This is a genomic window from Thalassotalea fusca (assembly GCF_053485835.1).
Genome location: NZ_JBQRUN010000004.1, coordinates 339,725 through 355,073, shown reverse-complemented (window position 1 = coordinate 355,073; position 15,349 = coordinate 339,725). Strand labels below are relative to the sequence as shown.

Sequence of the window (15,349 nt, the reverse complement as noted above, 5' to 3'; positions counted from 1 at the left end):
AGATGGTTAGTTAAATGAAACGTGTAGTGATCACTGGATTAGGTATTGTTTCTAGTATTGGTAACAATGCTGAAGAAGTTTTAGCTTCATTAAAAGCAGGACGTTCAGGAATTACAAAAGCAGATAGCTTTGAAGAAAAAGGTTTACGTAGCCAAGTTTGGGGTAAGCCGACATTAGTAACTAAAGACCACATTGACCGTAAGGCCATGCGCTTTATGGGTGACGCAGCTGGTTATGCCTATGTTGCCATGCAAGAAGCGATTGACGACGCTAAATTAACAGAAGAGCAAGTGTCCAACTTCCGTACTGGTATTGTTGCTGGTTCTGGCGGAGCGTCTTCTGAGAATGTGGTAGGTGCTGCAGATACATTACGCGAGCGTGGTGTTAAACGTGTTGGTCCTTATGCTGTTCCAAAAACAATGTCTAGTACGTGTTCTGCATGTTTGGCTACGCCGTTCAAAATTAAAGGTGTGAACTACTCGATCAGTTCAGCATGTGCGACAAGTGCGCATTGTATTGGTCATGCGGCTGAGCTAATTCAACTTGGCAAGCAAGATATTGTGTTTGCGGGTGGTGGTGAAGAAGTCGATTGGTCATTAGCTATGATGTTTGATGCAATGGGCGCGCTTTCTAGCAAATATAATGACTCACCTGAAACTGCATCTCGTACATATGATGCAGAGCGTGACGGTTTTGTTATCTCTGGTGGCGGCGGTATGGTCGTAGTTGAAGAACTAGAACACGCCTTAGCTCGCGGTGCGCATATTTATGCTGAAATTGTTGGTTACGGTGCAACATCTGATGGTTTTGACATGGTAGCGCCAAGTGGCGAAGGTGCGGTTCGTTGTATGCAGCAAGCGATGCATGGCGTAGAAGGTAAAGTTGATTACTTAAATACGCATGGTACTTCAACGCCAGTAGGTGACGTTAAAGAGCTTGGTGCTATTCAAGAAGTATTTGGTAGCGATTCTCCTGCTATCAGTGCAACTAAAGCGATGACTGGTCATGCATTAGGCGCTGCTGGTGTACATGAAGCGATATACTCTTTGCTTATGATGGAAAACAACTTCATTGCGCCATCTATCAACATCAGCACTTTAGATAGTGAAGCTGATGGGCTTGATATTGTAACCGAAACACGTGAAGCAAACTTGGACTTAGTGATGTCTAACAGCTTCGGGTTTGGTGGCACCAATGCAACCTTATTAATGAAGAAATACAAATAGACTCAACGGTCTATAGTAAAGCCGTTGACGATAAGTTAACGGCTTTTTTTTTACCTCAAATTTAACAACCTTTGTACCTACAAGTAAGTAAAGGTTATTGATGGAAATGAGATGAATATTTTTTACGATGAAAACATGCCGCTCGCCCGAGAATTTTTTGGTGATTTAGGCACGTTAACGGCATTTTCTGGCCGAGACATCACTGCTGAACAATTAACTGACGCAGATGTGTTGCTTGTTCGCTCGATTACACAAGTAAATCAGGCACTGTTAGAAAATAATCATCAAATAAAATTCGTTGGTACCGCAACCATTGGCACAGACCATATCGATAAAGGTTATTTGCACTCAAGAAATATTGCTTTTAGTTCGGCTCCAGGCTGCAATGCTGTATCAGTCGCAGAATATGTGATTAGCGCATTAGTCAATCTATCGGAAAAATACCTTTTTGACATTAAAGATAAAAGTGTCGGAATAATAGGTGCGGGTAACACTGGAAGTAGATTGAGTGAAAAGCTCACCGCATTGGGCGTTAAGCACTATTTGTGTGATCCTATACTTGCGGCCAATAGTGAAGATAATCGAGAATTTGTCTCCTTAGAGCAAGCGTTGACTTGTGATGTTATTTCGCTTCATGTGCCGAAAACACTAAGTGGTGTCCACAAGACGTTGCACTTATTGAATGCGCAGCGTTTGTCTTGTTTACGAGATGATCAAATATTGATAAACGCCTGCAGAGGGGAAGTTATTGATAATAATGCATTGCTTGACCTAAAACAGAACGGCCACGGATTGACGCTGGTTTTAGATGTTTGGGAAGGTGAACCTGATATTTTGATGCCATTATTGGCATATGTTGATATCGCCACGGCACACATTGCTGGTTATAGCTTAGAAGGAAAATCTCGTGGTACTGAAATGCTATATCAGGCATTATGTCAAAAACTGGCAATAGTCCCGAACAAGTCACTTAGTGCATGTCTACCAGAGCCTGCTATCACTTCGGTAACGACGAATGCTGATTTTGATCAGAATTTGTTAATCCAGATGGTAAAAATGGTATACGATGTAAAGCGAGATGATGGCATTTTTCGCCAATTGGTGGCAGAGCAGGGGTTTGATTACATACGCAAGCATTACCCCGTTCGACGTGAGTTTTCATCAATCGCAGTTAATAACCCTAATTTATGTGAAATTGAGCCATTGAACGGGCTTGGTTTCAATGTTTTACCACAATAGAAATGAGAAAAGAGAAGAGAGAGGAGCATGACACAGAAATTTGACGTTTGCGTTTTGGGTGCAACAGGTTTAGTCGGTAAAACGATTATGGAAATTCTTGAGCAACGAGACTTTCCTATCAATAAACTTTATCCGTTAGCTAGCGCACGTTCTGCGGGTGAAGTGATTGAATTTAATGGTGAAAGCATTGAAGTTATTGATGCAGATACCTTTGATTTTAGTCAAGCTCAAATTGGCTTTTTCTCAGCTGGTGGTAGTATTTCAGCGAAGTTTGCGCCAATAGCGGCAGATGCTGGATGTATTGTTATTGATAATACCTCAGAGTTTCGTTACGAAGCAGACGTTCCGCTTGTTGTACCAGAGGTAAATCCACATACATTGGCGGAGTATCGCAACCGCAATATTATTGCTAACCCTAATTGTTCAACCATTCAAATGATGGTGGCACTAAAGCCAATTCATGATGCTGTTGGCATCGACCGAATCAATGTTTGTACTTATCAGTCAGTGTCTGGTGCTGGTAAAGAGGCAATGGATGAGCTCGCAAAACAATGTGCAGACTTATTAAGTGGGAAACCTGTCGAGTCGAAAGCATTTTCTCGTCAAATTGCCTTCAATGTGATCCCGCAAATTGATAGTTTTCAGGACAATGGCTATACACGCGAAGAAATGAAAATGGTATGGGAAACCCAGAAGATCCTTGGTGATGATAGCATTCGCGTTAACCCTACAGCGGTGAGAGTTCCTGTATTTTTCGGTCATGGTGAAGCTATACATATAGAAACACGCGCGCCGATTTCTGCCGAAGAAGTAACAGAACTACTTAAAAATTCGCCTGGCCTTGAAGTGCGCGAAAAAGCGGAAGATTTTCCTACACAAATCGGCAATGCTAGTGGTGTAGACGCCACTTTTGTAGGTCGTATCCGTGAAGATATCAGTTGCAATAATGGTATTAACATGTGGGTAGTGGCAGACAACGTGCGTAAAGGTGCGGCAACTAACAGTATTCAAATTGCTGAGCTATTGATTAAAGAATATCTTTCGTAAAAATAACTTTTCAACAGAAACTTAAAGAAAATCAGAAACTCGCCGTTAAATTGGTGGGTTTCTGATTTTTTTGTTTAAGCCATGCTATTAATTCAGTATTGATCATTTGAGCGAGCTATGATGTGATCAAATATTATAGTTGGAATGAAATTTGCCTTGAAATTTAATATATATTGCAATGTCAATTATTTGACCATTAGAAAAATAACTAGGAAATATTGATGCAACGATTGTTACGCCTGTGTTTTTGGCAGGTATTGTTCGCCAGTTGTCTAACTGTTCCTGTCGCCAGTGTCATGGCAGAGGAGTCGGGTATACGAATTCGTGGACCTAAAAGTACTGATGTATTTCCTTATGACAAATATGGTCCAATATCGTCTCGCGACACATTGTGGAATATCGCTTTGCGTGTACGCCCAGATAATTCTGTGTCTATTTATCAGGTAATGCAGGCATTATACGAAAAAAACCCTCAAGCCTTCTCAGATAATAATCTGAACCATTTAATTGATGGCACTTATCTTTCATTACCCAGTCTTGAAGAAATTCGTCAAATCAACCCACAATCAGCGAAACAAAAGTCTGATGAAGATGATATGCAGTGGGAGAAGAAAGTTGCGGTAGCTGCACCAGAAAAGGTGAAGCAAGTTGTCGCTAACGCTGTGAAAAAAGAAGATTTGGAAGACGTAAAAACACACATCAACGATCAGCTACAATCTATTGATAATACACAGCAACAGCGTTTCGATACTATCCAACGTGATGTACTCGATTCCATTGACGGTTTACAAGCAATATTAAGTGAAAACGAAGCGTTGAGAAATCGTCTAAATGACTTCAACGATAAACTAAGTCAAATGCAAACGGAAGTTGCCAAAGAAAAAGAATTAGAAACACAGTTAAATCAACAAAATGAAATTCTTAAAGCCTTACTAGCCAAAGCAGAAGCTGAAGCGCTTGAGCGCGAAATTCGAAAACAACAAGAAGCATTGGCAGCGGATGATTTTACTTCGAGCATGTGGTTTACCGGCTTGATGATGACTATACCAGCCGCTTTAGTTCTTGGATTTGTGGCATTTTTCATGAGTCGTCGTAAAGAGCCAGCTGCGGTAAGTGAGAAAAAGGCTGACAAAAAAGTTGTTGAAGAGCCCGCCGAAATACCTGAACCTGCACCAGAAGCAACGTTAGATAGTGAACTATCGTTAGATGACGAACTATCATTGGATGATGAGCTTACGATTGATGAAGATTTGTCTCTAGACGATGAACTTTCTATCGATTTAGCAGAAGAAGATTCTGCAGATGGTTTGTTTAGCGATGATTTAGAGTCATTAAATGACGAATTGTTAGATGATGATGTTATTCATTTGGATGACTCACTCGATGATTCATTAGATGATCTGGACGATTTGGATGATCTTGAAGAAATCACGCTTGATGATAATACAGAAATTTTAGAGGGTGGAGAGCTTGACCAAGGAGATCTTGATTCATTGTTATCGGGCTTAGACGAGGGAGACGTTGTAGAAGAGTCGCTTGATAGTGAACCGGGTGAACCTTTGGAAGGTGGAGAACTGGATCAAGGCTCACTTGATGATTTATTAAAAGAAGCAGTAGCTGAAGCGGAGGCAGAGTCACCTGATGGAGATGGTGACCTAGATATAGATAATATCATTGAGGCTGCTGACGAGCTTGAACAAGGCGCGGACGTAACGGACCTTGACGATATAGATGCATTAATGAATTCAGTGGCAAGTGAACCTGATGCTGCCGCTGATGTTACAGATCCTGACGATATTGACGCATTAATGGATGCAGTAGCAACTGAACCAGCAGCTGAAGAACCTGCCGCTGGCGCAGACGTAACAGATCCTGACGATATTGACGCATTAATGGATGCTGTGGCAACTGAACAAGCTGAAGAACCTGCCGCTGGCGCTGATGTAACCGATCCTGACGATATTGACGCATTAATGGACGCTGTGGCAAGTGAACCAGCTGAAGAACCTGCCGCTGGCGCTGATGTAACCGATCCTGACGATATTGACGCATTAATGGATGCTGTTGCAAGTGAACCAGCTGAAGAACCTGCTGCAGGCGCAGATGTAACCGATCCTGACGATATTGACGCATTAATGGATGCTGTGGCAAGTGAACCAGCTGAAGAACCTGCCGCTGGCGCTGATGTAGACGATATTGACGCATTAATGGACGCTGTAGCAAGCGAGCCAGCTACAGAAGAACCAGCTGCAGGCGCCGATGTAACCGATCCTGACGATATTGACGCATTAATGGACGCGGTAGCAAGCGAGCCAGCTAAAGAAGAACCTGCCGCTGGCGCTGATGTAACAGATCCTGACGATATTGACGCATTAATGGATGCGGTAGCGGGTGAATCGTCAGCTCAAGAAGCTGACGCTAATATTGAGATAACCGATCCTGATGATATTGATGCCTTAATGGCGAGTATGGCCGAGCCACAACCTGATAGTAGTGACAATTCACCGGCTGATTCGAGCGAAGAGTACGAAATATCTGACCCTGATGACATTGATGACATTGATGACATTGATGCATTGCTTGGCGAGCATGGTGACACAGATACTGTCCAATTAAGTGAGTCGAACAATAGCGAGAATGTGCAAACTCGTGAAGAAGCTGTAGAGGAATCGTCAGAGTCTCCTAATAAAGATTTAATTGAAGGACTCACTGAAGATTATGTAGCGCCATTTTTGGCGGCCGATTTTAGTGACATCATGTCTGCTAGAGAGGACTTAGCAGAACAGAGCGCAGATATTGATGAAGAATTAGAGGTCACTTTTGATGAACCAGATTTGGTTGCTGATGATGCTGAATTAATTCAAGAAGACGAAGAACTATTAACTGAAACTCAAGAAGAAAAAAGCGTTGCAGAGGAAGCACCTGCTATAGAAGAATCCATTGTCATTGACGAACTAGACGACGATTTTGATATTGACGCACTTATTGAAGAAACAAGTGGCAGCGTTGAACCTGAGAGTGAACCGCAAGTTGAGAAGTCTGAAAACGATGAAAGTGAATCAAATATAATTGATGAGAACGAAATTCTTGAAGGGCTAGATACTGAATTTGATGAATCAACTTTATCTGCAATGCTAAGTGACGAGCAAGACGCGCAGGTAGAGTTATCGCCAGACTTTACCGACAGCAATGTGCTGGCTGATTTATTAGCTGATGAGAATGAAGATAAAGCCAGTGATGATGTGGTAGAAGAAGCGTCAGAGCTGAATGATATTCAAGAGCTTGATAATTTAGACTTTGACGAATTGCTAGCGAATATCGAGGAAGAAGCACCAAAAGCTGATGACGAGACATTAGAATTTGGTGAGGAATTAGATATTGGTGATGATATTTTAGATATTTCTGATTCCACAGACGTTGATGCCTCTGAGCCACCAACAGAGGCAGATGAAGATGATTTTATATCGGTTGATTCTTTGCTCTCTGAAAGTTTGGATGCTGATACTATCGAGCCATACGATAAATCTAAGATTGATGTTGGGTTAGATGAATTTCCTGAATTTGCTGGTGAAGGTGAGGATATTGATGACCTTGATGAAAATGGTATGGCTGCTAAGTTGGATTTGGCAAAAGTATACATTGAAATTGGTGATGCTGAGAATGCTGAGATCATTCTAATGGATGTTGTAGAGCATGGTGATGCACAGCAGCAATTTGAAGCCCAGCAGCTCTTGGATAATTTGAAGTAGCATTTTCAAGATAAATTCTTGACGATAGAAAAGCGCTTATTGAATAAGCGCTTTTTTTGTTCGCAAAAAGGGGCGAAATAATGGATAATGCGCCTCCGAAATTATTGGGAGGTTTTAATGCGTTACGCCCTAGGTGTTGAATATGACGGCAGCCATTATTATGGCTGGCAAAGTCAAAAAAATGTAGTAAGTGTTCAGCAAACTTTAGAGCAAGCGTTGTCAAAAGTTGCTGACGAACCAGTTGAGGTTGTATGTGCAGGTCGCACGGATACAGGAGTCAGTGCGACTAACCAAGTAGTCCACTTCGATACGGAAAAAGTGCGAAAAGACGTTGCATGGACACTCGGCGTTAATACCAATTTACCAAAAGATATTGCTGTAAAATGGGTTAAGCAAGTTGATGATGAGTTTCATGCTCGATTTAGTGCAACTGCGAGGCGTTACCGTTATATCATCTTTAATAACCCCCTTCGTCCGGCAATTCTCAATCATGGCATTACATTTTCACATAATCCATTAGATGCGGCACTAATGCATCAGGCTGCACAATACTTAGTGGGTAGACACGATTTTACGTCATTTCGTACGGTCCACTGTCAAAGTCATTCACCTAACAGAACGCTTTACCATTGTAACGTGACTCGGCAAGGCAACTATATCGTCATAGATGTCAAAGGAAATGCATTTCTGCACCATATGGTGAGAAATATTTCAGGGAGTTTGATGAAAGTCGGAACTGGGCAGCAACCTGTGTCTTGGATTAAGGAAGTCTTAGAAGCTAAAAATAGATGTTTAGCTGGGATTACAGCCCCGTCTAATGGACTATATTTTGTTGATGTAGATTACCCCGAAGAGTTTGCTCTCCCAAAAACGGCACTTGGACCATTATTTCTGCCTGACTAACAAAAGTCAGTTGAAAATGGTATTTTGTAACAAAACCGACCAGTTTTTTATATAAAATACCTGCTAAAGTATGGTCTAATCGGCAGTTAAATTTTAGAATAGTTATATTAAGCATTTGATGGCTAAATTATAATCAGTCATCAGATCCATTTTAGCGATAGGCAATCAATAAATTATGAGCTGGATAGAGAAAATACTCCCTAAAGCAAAAACCACACAACGCAAAAATATACCTGAAGGTGTATGGAGCAAATGTACAGAATGTAATGCGGTTTTGTATAAAGAAGAGTTAGATCGACAGTTATCGGTATGTCCAAAGTGTGATCACCATATGCGCATAACTGCACGCAAACGTATTGAATCATTTCTTGATCAGGGCGAGCGTGTAGAACTTGGTGAAGAATTTGAACCGCAGGATTTACTGAAGTTTAAGGATTCTAAACGTTATAAAGACAGAATTGCCGCTGCGCAAAAAGCAACGGGTGAAAAAGATGCACTTGTTGTAATGCGTGGTGAACTTAAAGGCATGCCAATTGTGGCAGCAGCATTTGAGTTTTCATTTTTAGGTGGTTCAATGGCTTCTGTTGTAGGCGCGCGTTTTGTTAAAGGTGTTGAGTACTGCTTAGAGCATAATCTTCCTTTTGTTTGTTTTTCAGCAAGTGGTGGTGCGCGTATGCAAGAAGCATTAATGTCACTGATGCAAATGGCTAAAACAAGCGCTGCACTTGCCAAAATGCAAGAAAATGGTTTGCCGTATATTTCGGTGTTAACAGATCCAACAATGGGCGGTGTTTCTGCAAGTTTAGCTATGCTAGGCGATATCAATGTTGCAGAGCCTAAGGCGCTAATTGGTTTTGCTGGTCCGCGTGTTATTGAGCAAACAGTACGTGAAAAGCTACCAGAAGGTTTTCAACGTAGTGAATTCTTATTAGAGAAGGGCGCAATAGACATGATTGTTGATCGCAGAGATATGCGTGATACATTGGCACGTGTTGTGGCTAAATTTACTGGTCAGGTTAGTCCGGTAAACTGATTATTCGCACACTAGCCAATAGTTAACTACTGCTTACATTAAACGTAGTATATATATGACACATGAAATTCAAAGCCACTCACAAGATAAAAGTCTTGATGAGTGGCTTTCTTATTTAGAGTCAATTCACGCTGTAGAAATTGACTTAGGTTTGGCAAGGATTAGCCAGGTTGCTGAGCGTTTGGCAATTGATCTATCTTTTAGCAAAGTGATCACTGTTGCGGGCACTAATGGCAAAGGCACAACGTGTGCATTTCTCGAAAATGTTTTGCTATCAATGCAACACAGTGTAGCTGTTTACTCATCCCCTCACATTGAGCGATTCAATGAAAGATTAAGACTAAACAAAGCTAATGTTGAGGATATGCCATTAGTCAGTGCATTCGAACAAATCGAGCAGGCACGTGGTGACATATCATTAACCTATTATGAATATACTACTTTGGCCGCGATGTTAGTGATGATGGCGCAACAACCTGAGTACATCATCCTCGAGGTTGGATTGGGCGGTCGCTTAGATGCCACAAATTTAATTGATGCTAATATTGCCGTAATTACAACGGTTGATCTTGACCATCAAGCGTTCCTTGGTACTGACCGAGAATCCATCGGATTTGAAAAAGCCGGCATTTTCCGTGCTAAAGGCATAGCCGTTATTGGAGATTTATCCCCTCCAAACAGTGTCATATCGCATGGTGAACAGTTGCAGGCAACTATGTTGGTCAGACAACGTGATTTTGATGTCGCTATCGACGAGAATCTTGCTGTTTGGCAATGGCATGGTGGGGATATTGTTTTTGATGAGCTGCCAATGCCACATATCCCTCTCGACAATGTGGCTACTGCTATTCAAGTACTAAGATCGCTAAAACTTCCTATCAATAAAGAGATTCTAGCGTCGAGCATTGCCTCAACAAGCGTTGACGGCCGCACAGAATTGTTCACGACTTCAACATGTGATGTCATGCTTGATGTTGGTCATAACCCGCTAGCTGCAAGGTATTTAGCAAATGTTATTGCTAATGCGCCTTATGACAAAGTACATGCGGTTTTTTCGTTATTAGCTGATAAAGATTTACCAAATACTATTGAGCCGCTATTACCATATATTGCATCGTGGAATGTTGCTAAACTAGATTGCCCACGTACGCGTACGGCCGAAGAAATGTTAAGTGTTATGAATCCTTTAGGCGCGAATGTTAATTGCTTTGACAATATAGAAGATGCCTATAGAATGACAGTTAATCAGGCTGGTACTAGAGATTTAGTGTTAGTTTTCGGATCATTTTTTACAGTATCTGCAATAAGAAAATTGTTGGTTTAGGAGTTATTTTGTCTACGCCTTTTCAGAATAGATTGGTTGGTACGGTTATTGTTGCGGCATTAGCGATTATTTTTCTGCCTGATATTTTAGATGGCGATAAGCAATCGTATCAGGAAGAATTTGCGAGTATCCCACAGGCACCTTCTGTTGATATAAAAACCGAGAAAAAAAGCTTTCCTACGGATAAATTGGCACAAATCCCTCAAGATGAGCTGTCAGACGAAACTGCGTTGGATGATAACGAAGACATTGCTCAACTCGATTCGTCAGTCGTTGATAAAGGTGGTAGTGATACCGTTAAAGTAGCAACGCTTGAAAAAGAAACTAATTTCTCATCAGCAAATGCAGCAACGGCTGAACAGACCATTGAAAATAATTCACGCAAGCTGCCTGAAAAGTCAGCGCCTCGTGAAGCTTGGGAAATCCAGCTTGGCAGCTTCCGCCATAAGAAAAATGTTGATGAGCTCGTAACCAAGTTAAGAAATAATGGCTATACCGTATTTACTAAGCCCATTAACACTAAGAGTGGTCAGCTAACGAAAGTCATTGTTGGCCCTGAATTTTCTAAAGTAACGCTAGAAAAACAACTGCCTGAATTAAAGAAGTTAACGGGCGTGCAAGGAAAAATTTCCAAGTTTACACCAACAAAATAACAAAAATTAATGGTTAAATAGGTATGCATTCTGTTAGAATGCGCGCCTCTAATCAATGAGAAAGCTCTGTTTATGGTTTGGATAGATTATGCCATTATAACTGTTATTGGCATATCAACACTTATTAGCTTAGTACGAGGTTTTGTAAAAGAAGCCGTGTCCTTGGTTATATGGGTGACCGCGTTTTTTGTCGCTAGTTCTTTTTATCCCAACCTGTCTACTCTACTTACGAACATCTCTGACCCACTACTGCGTAATGCCGCATCTGTTGCTATATTATTTATTACCACGCTGATACTAGGCGCCATGGTAAATTATGTCATCGCTCAGCTTGTTTCTAAAACAGGCCTGTCAGGCACAGATCGCGTACTTGGTATCGTGTTTGGTGCACTGCGTGGTGTACTCATAGCCAGTGCCGTCCTATTCTTTATGGATGCATTTACGCCTGCGTCATCGAGTTCATGGTGGAGTGAGTCTCAATTGATACCAGAATTTACATTAGTTATTGAGTGGTTTTTTGAATATTTAAAGCACTCATCCAGTTTTCTGAATAAAGCTTAATTCGGCGGAGAATAAGTTCATGTGTGGTATAGTTGGCATTGTTGGTAATTCACCAGTTGGTCAGTCTTTATATGATGGTTTAACGGTGTTACAACATCGTGGTCAGGATGCAGCAGGTATTGTGACCATTCACGATAATACCTTTAGATTGCGTAAAGCAAATGGTCTCGTTAAGGATGTTTTTCATACGCGCCACATGATGCGCTTACAGGGTAATATTGGTATTGGCCATATTCGTTACCCAACCGCAGGAACATCGAGTTCTTCGGAAGCTCAACCTTTCTACGCGAATTCGCCTTTTGGTATTTCGCTTGCGCATAACGGTAACCTAACAAATGCGGAAGAGCTAAAAGATTGGTTGTATACAAACGCTCGTCGCCACGTTAATACAACATCAGACTCAGAGTTGTTGCTTAATATTCTTGCACACGAATTACAGCAAGCAGGAAATATTGAATTAACGCCAGACGATATTTTTAGTGCGGTCACCAATGTGCATAAACGCATTCGTGGAGCATATGCTTCAGTAGCGTTAATTATTGGTCATGGCATGGTTGCTTTTAGGGACCCTAACGGCATTCGCCCTATGGTGTTTGGTAAAAGAGAGACTGAAAACGGCACTGAATACATGGTGGCTTCTGAATCGGTAGCACTTGATGCCAATGATTTCGAATTTGTCAGAGACGTAGCACCAGGTGAAGCGATTTTCTTTACTGAAAATGGCCAGTTGCACAGTAAGCAATGTGCTGAAAATCCTAATTTCTGCCCATGTATATTTGAGTATGTTTACTTTGCTCGTCCAGACTCTACAATCGATAAGATTTCTGTTTATGGCTCACGTGTTGAAATGGGTAAGAAGTTAGGCGAGAAAGTAGCGCGCGAATGGGCTGACGAAGATATTGATGTAGTTATTCCAATCCCTGAAACTTCTTGTGATACTGCACTGCAAATCGCACAAACGTTAAATCTTCCTTATCGCCAAGGCTTTGTGAAGAATCGCTATATCGGCCGTACGTTTATCATGCCTGGCCAAGAGCAACGAAAGAAATCCGTACGTCGTAAGCTCAACGCTATCGCAGCCGAGTTTAAAGGAAAGTCTGTGTTGTTAGTTGATGACTCAATTGTACGCGGTACAACTTCAGAGCAGATTATTGATATGGCACGTGCAGCAGGCGCTAAAAAAGTATACTTTGCCTCTGCGGCACCAGAAATCAGGTTCCCAAATGTTTATGGTATCGATATGCCAAGTGCAAATGAATTGATTGCACATGGGCGTGAATTAGATGATATTTGTGAATTGATTGGCGCTGATAAGCTTATCTTCCAAACAATTGATGATCTCAAAGAAGCGGTAGGTATCGCTAACCCTGATATCAAAATGTTTGAAACGTCAGTATTTAATGGTCAATACGTTACTAATGACATCGATCAAAGCTACCTAGAACGCTTAGATGCACTGCGTAACAATGAAGTAAAAGAACAGTCAGATAAAAATGCCGATTCAATTATCGACATGCACAACGAAGGTGCAGAGTAATTGAAAAGTGTCAACCTTATTTAGGACGGGTCAGACACAATAAAAAAGGCACATCAGTGCCTTTTATTTTGTCTTAAGATTTATTGGCAAAGCTATCTGATGTAATCAGAACCGAATCCCATACCAAACATGATGGCACTAGCAGCCATAAGTGTTACGAGCAGCACTAGACCACAGGTTACAACAGAGCTGGCATAAATAAAGCCTTTTTCCTCTGGAATGTTCATCATGATAGGAACCCCAGAATAGAGTAAATAAACTGAATAAGACAACGCTCCTAAACCAGCAAGTGTCATAAACCACAATACAGGATAAAGTGCGGTTAACCCGACCATTAACAGTGGTGTTGCTGTATAAGCGGCTAATTCCAAACATTGTGTGAAATCAGGTTTTGCATCAAAAGTTACCGCCATCCATTGGATCAAATAAGCTAATCCAAATACGCCTATTACTAAGCCAGCATACATTGCAATTGACATGAGTAGTGCGGCATTCTCGGGTAGTTTGATTAAATCACCGACACCAATTGACCAGCCAATATGTGCGGTCGCAAAATAACTGCATATAGCAGGAATTAAGGCTACAACCAAAATATGTATTAGGCTGTAGGCCAAGCTCTCGTGACGCTTTTCGATAGTCTGCCATTCTTCTTTTGGGTGTGCATATAGCCCCCATATATGATTTAGTATCATAGTAAACCCTCTTGCTGTCCCCAAAATACGCTAATTGTGGTTGATATATAGTGAACTAAGTGATTGGTAAATAATTTAGTTCGCTAGATACGAGTTATTATTATCCACTAGCGTGTGCTCTCAACGTTGTTTTTATTATTGTTGATGATCTATTTATGAAATATGTCGAACAATTCGTCAAGAGTTGTTTGTATTTTGTGCTTAAAAAGTGTCTGTTAATACTATTTAGGAATGGAAAGGCGAGTTTTTATGCAATCATTAACTTATTTTAAGTCTCACTACTTTGAAAATTTGAATGTCAAAACCAGCAACGCTTTCATTCGTGCTGTAATAAGTGATATTAACTCGGTGGCCAATTAACGAACGGTATTGTTGTTTACGCTTGTATTTAAAAGGCGTAGAAACATTTTCAACCATTATGGTATTGAGTATCCATTCTCCTTCTTCGCGTTGCACGTGACTAGTTACTTTTAAGGCGTCACTGTGGATCAAGTCTTTATGTTGTGCTGTGAGTTTACTTGTTGCTTTGTTCATAGAGGTTATTTCTTTGACTTATCAGAACTAACACTGGAAAGATGTAATGTCAGCTTTTAAAATAGCCCTAGTTAAAATTAATGATTTCTATTATGCCTCATTCTTTGTTACTAAAACCAATCTTATCTTTTCTCCAAACGGAAACTCCAGAACCATGGATAGAAAAGGCTAAGCAGCCAGAAAATCTACCTGTGTTACTGACAGATCACATGATATGTGAGCTCAAAGCAGGGCAAACTGCGATGTGGCTTATTCGAAAATATGCGGCGGACAAACAAAGTAGTCAATCTTTGCTTGAGTGGTTGCAACCCTATGAAAAGTTCGTTTATCGCAAAGAGGGCAGTTTGGCTTCATTGAAAGCTCATCAAAAGTTCTCTAAAGCGATTGCGCCGAAAAGTACGTGTACATATGGCCAATCGTTGATTGATAAGATGGTTCTACTCATTAAAGAAGAGTTGCATCATTTCTATCAGGTATTAGAAATTATTGAGGCAAGAGGAATTGCATATGAAAACATCACTGCTAGCCGCTACGCCAGTGGTATGATGAAACATGTGCGAACGCATGAACCCGCTATTCTTATCGATAAGCTCATTTGTGGAGCATATATTGAAGCGAGATCGTGTGAGCGATTTGCTAAATTGGCACCACATTTAGATGATGAGTTAAATAAGTTTTATGTGTCGTTATTAAGATCGGAAGCAAGACATTTTGAAGACTATTTAACGCTTGCTCAGGAAATTGCTGGCGAAGATATCAGTGATCGAATTCGTTTATTTGGTGAAGTAGAAGCGGAACTTGTCTCATCGCCTGATAACGACTTTAAGTTCCACTCTGGCGTCCCTGCTTAA

General features: G+C 41.0%; 13 protein-coding genes. 11 read left to right on the top strand and 2 right to left on the bottom strand.

Going from position 1 to position 15,349, the window contains the following annotated elements:
- The first annotated feature begins 14 nt into the window (after nt 1–14).
- The 10 genes from fabB (at nt 15) to purF (ending at nt 13,272) form a co-directional block, all read left to right on the top strand.
- Nucleotides 15–1,226 carry a beta-ketoacyl-ACP synthase I gene (fabB, locus tag ACSLUK_RS07670; RefSeq protein ID WP_448547950.1) on the top strand — a complete coding sequence of 404 codons (1,212 nt, stop codon included), beginning with the start codon at nt 15–17 and terminating at the stop codon, nt 1,224–1,226.
- A gap of 111 nt (nt 1,227–1,337) precedes the next feature.
- Complete coding sequence (locus tag ACSLUK_RS07665) at nt 1,338–2,465, top strand: 4-phosphoerythronate dehydrogenase (RefSeq protein ID WP_448547949.1); 1,128 nt, start codon at nt 1,338–1,340, stop codon at nt 2,463–2,465.
- Between the two features lie 27 nt (nt 2,466–2,492).
- Nucleotides 2,493–3,512 carry an aspartate-semialdehyde dehydrogenase gene (locus ACSLUK_RS07660; RefSeq protein ID WP_448547948.1) on the top strand — a complete coding sequence of 340 codons (1,020 nt, stop codon included), beginning with the start codon at nt 2,493–2,495 and terminating at the stop codon, nt 3,510–3,512.
- A 221-nt stretch (nt 3,513–3,733) separates the two neighbouring features.
- Nucleotides 3,734–7,261, top strand: coding sequence for a FimV/HubP family polar landmark protein (locus ACSLUK_RS07655; protein WP_448547947.1), 3,528 nt, complete (start codon nt 3,734–3,736; stop codon nt 7,259–7,261).
- A 117-nt stretch (nt 7,262–7,378) separates the two neighbouring features.
- The gene (gene truA / locus ACSLUK_RS07650; RefSeq protein ID WP_448547946.1) at nt 7,379–8,164 is read left to right on the top strand and encodes a tRNA pseudouridine(38-40) synthase TruA; all 786 of its coding nucleotides are present in this window, start codon (nt 7,379–7,381) and stop codon (nt 8,162–8,164) included.
- A 175-nt stretch (nt 8,165–8,339) separates the two neighbouring features.
- The gene (gene accD / locus ACSLUK_RS07645; protein WP_448547945.1) at nt 8,340–9,197 is read left to right on the top strand and encodes an acetyl-CoA carboxylase, carboxyltransferase subunit beta; all 858 of its coding nucleotides are present in this window, start codon (nt 8,340–8,342) and stop codon (nt 9,195–9,197) included.
- 55 nt (nt 9,198–9,252) lie between these two features.
- Nucleotides 9,253–10,521 carry a bifunctional tetrahydrofolate synthase/dihydrofolate synthase gene (folC, locus tag ACSLUK_RS07640; RefSeq protein ID WP_448547944.1) on the top strand — a complete coding sequence of 423 codons (1,269 nt, stop codon included), beginning with the start codon at nt 9,253–9,255 and terminating at the stop codon, nt 10,519–10,521.
- 8 nt (nt 10,522–10,529) lie between these two features.
- Nucleotides 10,530–11,174 (top strand): SPOR domain-containing protein, encoded by a 645-nt coding sequence (locus ACSLUK_RS07635; protein ID WP_448547943.1) that lies wholly within the window; start codon nt 10,530–10,532, stop codon nt 11,172–11,174.
- A gap of 72 nt (nt 11,175–11,246) precedes the next feature.
- Nucleotides 11,247–11,735: a CvpA family protein gene (locus tag ACSLUK_RS07630; protein WP_448547942.1), complete on the top strand. Its 489-nt coding sequence runs from the start codon at nt 11,247–11,249 to the stop codon at nt 11,733–11,735.
- Between the two features lie 19 nt (nt 11,736–11,754).
- Nucleotides 11,755–13,272 (top strand): amidophosphoribosyltransferase, encoded by a 1,518-nt coding sequence (gene purF / locus ACSLUK_RS07625; RefSeq protein WP_448547941.1) that lies wholly within the window; start codon nt 11,755–11,757, stop codon nt 13,270–13,272.
- 92 nt (nt 13,273–13,364) lie between these two features.
- Here purF and ACSLUK_RS07620 read toward each other — a convergent pair whose 3' ends face one another.
- Both ACSLUK_RS07620 and ACSLUK_RS07615 read right to left on the bottom strand, forming a co-directional pair.
- Nucleotides 13,365–13,964 carry a Yip1 family protein gene (locus tag ACSLUK_RS07620; protein ID WP_448547940.1) on the bottom strand — a complete coding sequence of 200 codons (600 nt, stop codon included), beginning with the start codon at nt 13,962–13,964 and terminating at the stop codon, nt 13,365–13,367.
- 258 nt (nt 13,965–14,222) lie between these two features.
- Nucleotides 14,223–14,498, bottom strand: a complete 276-nt coding sequence (locus tag ACSLUK_RS07615; RefSeq protein WP_448547939.1) for a hypothetical protein — start codon at nt 14,496–14,498, stop codon at nt 14,223–14,225.
- 92 nt (nt 14,499–14,590) lie between these two features.
- Here ACSLUK_RS07615 and miaE point away from each other — a divergent pair, with 92 nt between their 5' ends.
- The gene (gene miaE / locus ACSLUK_RS07610) at nt 14,591–15,349 is read left to right on the top strand and encodes a tRNA isopentenyl-2-thiomethyl-A-37 hydroxylase MiaE (protein WP_448547971.1); all 759 of its coding nucleotides are present in this window, start codon (nt 14,591–14,593) and stop codon (nt 15,347–15,349) included.

What these genes read in the sequence shown, in the direction of transcription:
- fabB (WP_448547950.1), top strand. Translation starts at nt 15, where the DNA reads ATGAAACGTGTAGTGATCACTGGATTAGGTATTGTTTCTAGTATTGGT.
- ACSLUK_RS07665 (WP_448547949.1), top strand. Translation starts at nt 1,338, where the DNA reads ATGAATATTTTTTACGATGAAAACATGCCGCTCGCCCGAGAATTTTTT.
- ACSLUK_RS07660 (WP_448547948.1), top strand. Translation starts at nt 2,493, where the DNA reads ATGACACAGAAATTTGACGTTTGCGTTTTGGGTGCAACAGGTTTAGTC.
- ACSLUK_RS07655 (WP_448547947.1), top strand. Translation starts at nt 3,734, where the DNA reads ATGCAACGATTGTTACGCCTGTGTTTTTGGCAGGTATTGTTCGCCAGT.
- truA (WP_448547946.1), top strand. Translation starts at nt 7,379, where the DNA reads ATGCGTTACGCCCTAGGTGTTGAATATGACGGCAGCCATTATTATGGC.
- accD (WP_448547945.1), top strand. Translation starts at nt 8,340, where the DNA reads ATGAGCTGGATAGAGAAAATACTCCCTAAAGCAAAAACCACACAACGC.
- folC (WP_448547944.1), top strand. Translation starts at nt 9,253, where the DNA reads ATGACACATGAAATTCAAAGCCACTCACAAGATAAAAGTCTTGATGAG.
- ACSLUK_RS07630 (WP_448547942.1), top strand. Translation starts at nt 11,247, where the DNA reads ATGGTTTGGATAGATTATGCCATTATAACTGTTATTGGCATATCAACA.
- purF (WP_448547941.1), top strand. Translation starts at nt 11,755, where the DNA reads ATGTGTGGTATAGTTGGCATTGTTGGTAATTCACCAGTTGGTCAGTCT.
- ACSLUK_RS07620 (WP_448547940.1), bottom strand. Translation starts at nt 13,964, where the DNA reads ATGATACTAAATCATATATGGGGGCTATATGCACACCCAAAAGAAGAA.
- ACSLUK_RS07615 (WP_448547939.1), bottom strand. Translation starts at nt 14,498, where the DNA reads ATGAACAAAGCAACAAGTAAACTCACAGCACAACATAAAGACTTGATC.
- miaE (WP_448547971.1), top strand. Translation starts at nt 14,591, where the DNA reads ATGCCTCATTCTTTGTTACTAAAACCAATCTTATCTTTTCTCCAAACG.